The following is a 7833-nucleotide window of genomic DNA, read 5'->3' on the forward strand; positions in this document are numbered from 1 at the left end:
TGATGGGCTGATCAGGAAGCTCGGCGCTCAGTAGGCGCAATTCGGCGTGGAACACGTACCCCGTGGGCGGCGTGAACGAGGTGGAACCCGCCTCATTGGAGCTATTGAATGACTGAATTTTTGACCCAGGCCCGCGCCCTGCTGGGCGATGCCCATGTGCTGACCACCGACCTGAGCGCCTTCGCCACCGATTGGCGCGGCAAGTTCACCGGCACGCCGTTGGCCGTGCTGCGCCCTGCGGACACGGCGCAGGTGGCGGCTGCCGTCAAGCTCTGCGCTGCCCAGGGCTTGTCCATCGTGCCCCAGGGGGGCAACACCGGCATGTGCGGTGGTGCCACGCCCGACGGCAGCGGCCAGCAAGTGGTGTTGAGTCTGAGCCGCCTGAACCGTGTGCGCAACGTCGACCCCCTGAACAACACCATGACCGTGGAGGCCGGTTGTGTGTTGCAAACCCTGCAAGAGCTTGCCGCCGTGCATGACCGCTTGTTTCCCCTGTCGCTGGGCGCCGAAGGCTCCTGCCAGATTGGCGGCAACATTGCCACCAATGCGGGTGGCGTGCAGGTGCTGCGCTACGGCAACACGCGGGATCTGGTGCTGGGTCTGGAGGTCGTGCTGGCGGACGGCCAGGTGCTGAACCTGCTGCGCGCGCTGCGCAAGGACAACACGGGTTATGACCTCAAGCACCTGTTCATCGGGTCCGAGGGCACGCTGGGCATCGTGACGGCGGCCGTACTCAAGCTCTTTCCGGCGTCGCATGCGAGTGCCGTGGCGTTTGCCGGTTTTCAAACCCCGAAGCAGGCGCTGGCCTTGCTGGGCCTGATGCGCGGCGCGTTGGGCGACCGGTTTACCGCTTTTGAGTTGATGAGCGAAGCCAGTGTGGCCATGGTGCGCCAGTATTTTCCGGACACGCCAGCCCTGTTTGCCGAGACGCACCCCTGGCAGGTGCTGATGGAAGCAACCGACCCTGGTGCAGGCGAGGGCGCACAAGCCGCCCTGGAGGCCAGCTTTCAGGCCGCGCTGGCGCAGGCGCTGGAAAGCGGGGTGATTGACGATGTGCTCATCGCCACTTCCGTGGCGCAGGCCGAAGCACTCTGGGCCGTGCGCGAAAACATCAGTGAAGCCCAGCAGCATGACGGCCAGAACATCAAGCACGACATTGCCGTGCCCGTGTCCAGCGTAGCGGCGTTCATTGACGAAGTGCAGCCCCGCTGCACATCGCCTACACGGGCGTGCGCCCGATTGTTTATGGGCATCTGGGCGATGGCAATCTGCACTTCAACGTGTCCCGCCCGGTGGGCTGGACCACGCCGGATTGGCAGGCCGAGGCTGACCGGGTGAACATTCTGGTGCTGGACGTGGTGGCGCGATTCCAGGGATCGTTCAGCGCCGAGCACGGCCTGGGCCAGCTCAAGAACCACGAGATGGCGATGTACAAGACGCCGCTGGAGGTGGCGGTGATGCGCCGCGTCAAAGCAGCGCTGGACCCGCAGGGGTTGATGAATCCCGGCAAATTGCTACCCACCTGACCCAACGGACGAAATTTATACGTTTCAGGCCTGTAGCCCCCGTCAACCGTGCGCAAGCAGCTATTTAATTTGTAGCAACAAGTAATCTCATGACAACACCTCAAACACCTTCAGCCCAGCGCTTTTCGTTGGTTGAACTCGACACACTGGTGCAGACATTGTTTTGCGCCACCGGCATGGAGGCCGACAAGGCCCGCTGCGTCACCACCGCCTTGCTCACCGCCGACAGCATGGGGCACAGCACTCACGGGCTGGCCCTGGCCCCGTGGTATCTGGAAGCGGCACGCACCGGCGTGATGACCATCACCGGCGATAAAACCGTGGTGAACGACCGCGGCGCCTGCGTCACCTGGAACGGCAACCGCCTGCCGGGCGCGTGGCTCATCAACCACGCCATTGACATCGCGCTGGAGCGCATCGAGCAGCATGGCGTGGTCACCATTGCCATTGCCAACAGCCACCACACGGGCGCCCTGGCCACCTACCTGCCACGGCTCACCGAGCGGGGGTTGATGGTGCAACTCGTCAATTCCGGCCCGGCGGCGGCGGGCGTGGCGCCGTTTGGCGGGACCCGGCCGGTCTTCACCCCCAACCCGATGGCGGCGGGCATTCCCACGCCGGGCAATCCGATCCTGTTGGACATCAGCTCCTCGATCACCACCCTCAACAGCGCCCGCCAACTGGCGGCGCGGGGCGAGCATTTTCCTGCGATGTGGGCGATGGATGCGCAAGGCCAGCCCAGCAACGACCCGGCGACCGTCATCAGTGGCGGGGGCACGCTGCTGCCGGTGGGGGGCTTTGACCATGGACACAAGGGCTACGGCATGGCCCTGCTGGCCGAGGCCTTGACGCAAGGCCTGCCTGGTTATGGCCGGGCCGATGCGCCGGTGGGCACCACCATTGGTATCTTTTTACAGGTGCTGGACCCCAACGCCTTTGCCGGGCTGGAGGCCTTCACCCGCCAGACGGGTTGGCTGGTGGAGGCCTGCCACAACAACCCGCCGCTGCCGGGCGGGCCCCGGGTGCGTTTGCCGGGAGAGCAGGCTTTTGCACGGCAGCGCCAGGCCAGGGAGGAGGGCGTGCCGTTGGGAGTCAGCGTGGTGGCGGCCATGCAGCCTTTGGCACAGGCTGCAGGTTTGGCCTGGCCTGCCGCGCTCAGCGTGCGTGAACTGGCTCCAAGCCCTGCGCGAATTGCGCCTTGACGGCGAGGCCTTCTGCCTCGCGCATGCGGCGGCGCACGTCCTTGATCATGTAGAGGCTGGCCACGGTAAACCAGCACAACCAGCAGAAATACGGGATGTAGTAGCTGAGCATGCCGTTCCAGGCGAAGGGCCCGGTTTTAAACACACCCGTCAGGCTCGCTGGCAGGAAGCTCAGGCCGCACCAGATGGTCAGGAAGCAGGCCCAGCGCGGGAACAGCGGCGTCTTACTCTTGTCCGCCAGTCCAACCAGCGCGGCGGCGACCATCTGAAACGTCGTGCAGGCGTATTGCAGGTCGATGCACAGCCAGCCGAGATCTGTCAGCAACTGCATCAAGGCCGGGTCGCGATCCGGCCGGAAGGCGGCAGTCACTCAGAAGAAGGCGCTGAAGGACACCACCATCACGGTCAATCCACCGCCCAACAGTTGCACGTAGGCCATGACCGGGGACTTGCCCTCGATGCGAGCCATCTGTGTGGCAAGCAGGGCCGACCAGGGCATGTAGAGCACGATGATGATCATCGACATGAGGAAGCCGAGGCGGATGTCGTTGAGGTGGGTGACATAGCGCGCCACAAGATCGGGTGCGCTCAAGGCTGGCGAGGGATTGGGCAGGTTTTGGCCGATCACACCCCAGAACAGGAGCGCAGAGTTGTTTTTTCATCCATGTCGGTTTCTCCTTGGCGAATGAGTGGGTGGGAATTGGTGCTGATGCAGGGGCTCAGGCCGCAGCTCTCAGGGGCAGGGCGCCCTTGTCGAAAGATATGGTGACTTTGCGCAACAAAATAGCGAGCGTGGCGAATTCCTCGGGGCTCAGGTCGGAAAACGCCCGCTTGAGCGGCTCGATCATCTGCGGTACGGCATCAAGGCTGACTTGCCGCCCCTTGTCTGTAATTTCGATGACATGCCGCCGGGCATCGCGGGCTTCGACGGCGCGTGAAGCCAAGCCCTCGCGTTCCAGCAACTCAAGAATACGTGTCATGTTGGCGCGGCTGGTGCCAATCAACTCGCTCAATTCGCTGGGCGAAGCGCGCCCCTGTTCGCTGGCCATCAGCAGACAAAGGACGTGAAAGGAGTTCTCGGTTAAGCCGAGCTTGCGAAAAACCGGTTCAAAAAAATCAGCCATGCCGGAGACGGTTATCCGGATCAAGCGAACCATGACCGTTTCAGGCATCGGGAGGTCTGGCAATGCGGCCTCCAGGGGTGACGTACTCCGCTTGATGGTCGCTAATCGTTCATTGCCTCGCATTGGATGCTACCTATATAGTTTATATGTAAACTATTATAAAACTATTTAAAGTCTGGCAGCAAGAGAAGCGGTGAAGGAGGAGGGCGTGCCGCGCCCTACCCCCTCAATGCATTCTTAACAAGGCCGCCCGTTGCGCGCCAGCAACCAGGCTGGCGCGTCCTGCAAAGACACCGGGCGCAAGAAGCGATCCATGGCTGCATCCCCCACCGAAGTGGTCATCGGCTGGGTTGACGAGGGCCAGGGTCCGCCATGCTGCTGCGCCGCGGTGACGGCCACGCCCGTAGGCACACCGGCAAACAGCACACGGCCGGCAATGGCCATGGCGTTGCGCACCAGCGCCTGGTTGTCGTCACTGGGTTCATCAGCACCCCACAGCGTGACAGTCAGGCTGCCGCCCACGGCGCGCAGCACCTCGGTGACTTGTGCCACCGAGTCGCAACGCACGATCAGGCTGGCCGGGCCGAACAACTCTTCGCGCAGCGCCGCCTTGGCAATGAATTGCACCGCATCCACCTGCGCCAGAAAGGGCCGGGGCGCGGCAGCATTGCCCGCTTCATGCAGCAAGGGCTTGGCGCCTGCGTCCACCATGTGGGTCAAGCCCGCGTCAAATGCCTGGCGCATGCCGGGGGTGAGCATGGAATGCGGGTTTTGGGCGGCCAGTGCGGTGGTGAGGTGCTGCACAAAAGCGTCACTGGCCGGGCTGGCCAGCAACACGATCAGGCCTGGGCTGGTGCAGAACTGCCCGCAACCCAGACTGATGGAGCCTGCCAGGGTGGCGGCCAGCGCGGCACCGTGGCTTTCCAGCACGGCGGGCAAGGCCACCACGGGGTTGGTGGAGCCTAATTCACCATAAAACGGAATGGGGCGGGCGCGCGCATTGGCCACCGCCTGCAAGGCCGAACCACCGCGTGTGGAGCCGGTGAAGGCGCCGGCCGCAATGGCCTCGTGCTGCACCAGGCGCACGCCCACGTCAGAGCCACCGCCCTGGATGAAACCAACCAGACCGGCCGGCAGTTGCTGCGCGGCCAGGACCTGTTGCACCAGACCGTGCACGCGGTTGGACAGCAGCAGGTGCCCCGAATGGGCCTTGACCACCACCGGGCAACCCGCAGCCAGGGCCGAGGCCGTGTCGCCACCCAGCACCGAGAAGGCGAAGGGGAAGTTGCTGGCCGAGAACATGGCCACGGGGCCCAGCGGCAAGCGCTGGCGCACCATGGCCGGGTGCCCTGCGGGTGGTGGACCGGCCACAGCGGGGTCATTCAACACGTCAAACGGCACCCCCCGTTCGGCGATGTCGGCAAAGCGGCGCAGCTGGAACGCGGTGCGGTCCAGTTCACCATTGAGCCGCACCGGGCCGAGGCCTGTTTCTTCGTCCGCCAGGATCACCAGACCGTCGCGGTCGGTTTCCAAAGCGGTGGCCAGTCCACGCAGCAAGAGGGCGCGCGTTTCTCCGCTGCTGGCGGCCCAGGCCTCAAAGGCCTGACCGGCGGCTTGGGCTGCAGCATCGACCTGGTCGGGCGTGGTGGCCAACAAAGGCGCGCCAAGTGCTTCGCCCGTGCGGGCTTGTAGGGATTGAAGTGTTTTCATGGGGTGTGTTGGGTTCGCAAAGGGTTTACTGAGGCTTGATGCCGGCGGTCTTGATCACGCGGGTCCAGGTATCAATTTCTTTCTTGAGGAACGTGGTGTACGCGGCTGAGCCCGGTGTAGGGACTACAAAGCCAATCGTCTCCAGGCGCTGCTTCACGGTGGCCGACTTGATGGCTTGGGTCAAAGCCGCTTCGAGCTTGTCCACAATGGGTTGCGGCGTGCCCTTGGCCACCGACATGCCAGACCAGGACAGCGCTTCAAAGCCCTTGTAGCCCGACTCGGCAATGGTGGGCACATCGGGGTACAGCGGGTTGCGCTGGGCGCTACTGACCGCGATGGCGCGCAGTTTGCCAGCCTTGACATGGGCCAGGGCGGTGTCCTGGTTGATGAACATCATCGGGATCGTGCCGCCCAGGATGTCCGTCATCATCGGGCCGCCGCCACGGTAGGAGATACCCGTCATGAACACGCCTGTCGTTTGCTTGAACAACTCCATCGCCATGTGGCCGGAGGCCGCATGGGTGAAGCCGTAGTCCAGCTTGCCGGGATTGGCCTTGGCGTAGTCCACGATGTCCTTGACGGTTTTGTACGGCGTCGCCGCATTGACGACGAGCACGTTGGGACCGGAGTTGACCTGCGAGAGGTGAATGAAATCGGTCTTTGAGTTGTATTTGAGCGTGGGGTCCAGGCCATGGGCCACGGCGTTTTGACCTACACCGGTTTGAATCAGCGTGTAGCCGTCGGCAGGCATCGTCAGTGCGCGAGCCGTGCCGATGGTGCCGCCAGCGCCCCCGATGTTTTCAACGATGAAGGGCTGTTTGAGAATCTTGGTGAGCTCATCAGCCACCAGACGGCCCATCACGTCGCTGGTGCCACCAGCCGGGAACGGCACGATGATTTTGACGGGTTTGTTGGGGTAGTCTGATTGTGCAAAGGCCGCACCATTTGCTATCAATCCAATAGCTGCTGCCGCAATACCCACGAGGGCTAGACGTCGATTTGACATAAATTTCTCCTGATTGAATGAACTGAAGGGCTTAAACCGCGCCGTGGGCTTCCACGTAGAGCGCGTAAAGGGAATGGCTGCTGGTCATGTAGAGGCGGTTGCGCTTGGGGCCACCGAATTCCAGGTTGGCGCAGCGCTCGGGCAGGCGAATAAAGCCGATGGGTTTGCCCGTTGAATTGAAGATCTTCACGCCGTCCATGTCTTCTGATTTCGCCAGCGGCAGGTGCGCCTTCATGCCGCCGGGCAGGTCGGTTGCTTCGGGGGCAAAGGCGCCGCTGTGGCCCCAGCCGCACCACAGGTTGCCGTCGCGGTCCACGCGGAAGCCGTCGAATGCGCCGGTGCCGTTGGCATCGATCAGCTTGGTCTTGTTGCGCACGGTGCCATCGTCCTCCACGTCAAAACTCCAGATGCTGCGGTTGGGCGTGCCTTTCCACTCCACGACATAAAGCTTTTTCTCATCGGGCGAGAAGGCCAGGCCATTGGGGTTGACGATGTCGGTGATCACTGCCGTGAGCTTGCCGTCCTTGGCAATGCGGTACACATTGGTGGTGGCTTGCTCGGGCTTGGCGCGCGAGCCTTCCCATTCGCCACTGATACCAAACAGCGGGTCGGTGAACCAGACGGTGTCGTCCGACTTGACCACAATGTCATTGGGTGCGTTGAGCTTTTTTCCCTCAAAGCTGTCGGCCAGCACGGTCATGCTGCCGTTCTTCTCAGTGCGCACCACGCGGCGGGTCACCGAGTGTTCGCAGCTGATCAGGCGTCCCTGGCGGTCGCGTGTGTTGCCGTTGGTGTAGTTGACGTTTTCCTTGTGCACCGTGAACTTGTTGGTGGCTTCGTCCAACTTCATCAGGCGGTTGTTGGGGATGTCGCTGCACAGCAGGTAGCCGGGTTTGCCTGCCACGTCGTTGGGAAAATACGCCGGGCCTTCCGCCCAGCGCATGCCCGTTCCCACTTGCTCCACGGTACTGCTGTAAATGCGGTACTTGGCAAAGCTGGGGTCCAGAATCAGGACGGAGGGGTCAGGGTAGCGCTGGTTCGGCATGAAGCTGAACGATTGCGCCAGCGCCGAGCCGCCCCATGCCGCAAGGCCTGTGCTGGCAGCTACTTTCAGAAAGCCGCGACGGGCGTTGATATTTTGTTTTGTCATGTCTTGTCTCCGTTATCGTTGGTTTGATGACATGCGGCATCCGGCCGCGCGGTTTTCTCTTGCGTGAATGAGCGGCGCTACTTACTGAGCGCCGAGCTTCCGGATCAGCGCATCC

Annotated in this window: 7 protein-coding genes and 1 pseudogene; 2 read left to right on the forward strand and 6 right to left on the reverse strand. The window is 62.9% G+C overall.

The features are described 5' to 3' along the window. The first annotated feature begins 108 nt into the window (after window positions 1–108). Together AC097N_RS21065 and AC097N_RS21070 are read left to right on the forward strand one after the other, a co-directional pair. Window positions 109–1526, forward strand: a pseudogene (locus AC097N_RS21065) (FAD-binding oxidoreductase). 89 nt (window positions 1527–1615) lie between these two features. Further along, entirely contained in the window at window positions 1616–2728 is a 1113-nt protein-coding gene (locus AC097N_RS21070; RefSeq protein ID WP_479584030.1) for an Ldh family oxidoreductase, read from the forward strand. Here AC097N_RS21070 and AC097N_RS21075 read toward each other — a convergent pair. The 6 genes from AC097N_RS21075 to AC097N_RS21100 form a co-directional block, all read right to left on the reverse strand. Next, entirely contained in the window at window positions 2682–3059 is a 378-nt protein-coding gene (locus AC097N_RS21075; RefSeq protein ID WP_479584031.1) for a hypothetical protein, read from the reverse strand. The genes AC097N_RS21070 and AC097N_RS21075 overlap by 47 nt on opposite strands. Window positions 3060–3098: 39 nt before the next feature. After that, window positions 3099–3356, reverse strand: a complete 258-nt coding sequence (locus AC097N_RS21080) for a hypothetical protein (RefSeq protein WP_479584032.1) — start codon at window positions 3354–3356, stop codon at window positions 3099–3101. A 91-nt stretch (window positions 3357–3447) separates the two neighbouring features. Then, a complete protein-coding gene (locus AC097N_RS21085) occupies window positions 3448–3885 on the reverse strand; it encodes a MarR family winged helix-turn-helix transcriptional regulator (RefSeq protein WP_479584033.1) in 438 nt (145 codons plus the stop codon). A gap of 204 nt (window positions 3886–4089) precedes the next feature. Then, window positions 4090–5562 carry an aldehyde dehydrogenase (NADP(+)) gene (locus AC097N_RS21090; RefSeq protein ID WP_479584034.1) on the reverse strand — a complete coding sequence of 491 codons (1473 nt, stop codon included), beginning with the start codon at window positions 5560–5562 and terminating at the stop codon, window positions 4090–4092. Between the two features lie 25 nt (window positions 5563–5587). Continuing rightward, window positions 5588–6568 carry a Bug family tripartite tricarboxylate transporter substrate binding protein gene (locus AC097N_RS21095; RefSeq protein ID WP_479584035.1) on the reverse strand — a complete coding sequence of 327 codons (981 nt, stop codon included), beginning with the start codon at window positions 6566–6568 and terminating at the stop codon, window positions 5588–5590. Between the two features lie 31 nt (window positions 6569–6599). Continuing rightward, on the reverse strand, window positions 6600–7718 hold the full coding sequence (locus tag AC097N_RS21100; protein WP_479584036.1) for an SMP-30/gluconolactonase/LRE family protein: 1119 nt from the start codon (window positions 7716–7718) through the stop codon (window positions 6600–6602). Between the last annotated feature and the right edge of the window lie 115 nt (window positions 7719–7833).

Source organism: Rhodoferax sp. LS1R11, assembly GCF_056521395.1.

Coding starts and splice junctions, on each gene's coding strand:
- AC097N_RS21095 (WP_479584035.1), bottom strand. CDS start 6,568: ATGTCAAATCGACGTCTAGCCCTCGTGGGTATTGCGGCAGCAGCTATT.
- AC097N_RS21075 (WP_479584031.1), bottom strand. CDS start 3,059: ATGCAGTTGCTGACAGATCTCGGCTGGCTGTGCATCGACCTGCAATAC.
- AC097N_RS21100 (WP_479584036.1), bottom strand. CDS start 7,718: ATGACAAAACAAAATATCAACGCCCGTCGCGGCTTTCTGAAAGTAGCT.
- AC097N_RS21070 (WP_479584030.1), top strand. CDS start 1,616: ATGACAACACCTCAAACACCTTCAGCCCAGCGCTTTTCGTTGGTTGAA.
- AC097N_RS21085 (WP_479584033.1), bottom strand. CDS start 3,885: ATGGTTCGCTTGATCCGGATAACCGTCTCCGGCATGGCTGATTTTTTT.
- AC097N_RS21090 (WP_479584034.1), bottom strand. CDS start 5,562: ATGAAAACACTTCAATCCCTACAAGCCCGCACGGGCGAAGCACTTGGC.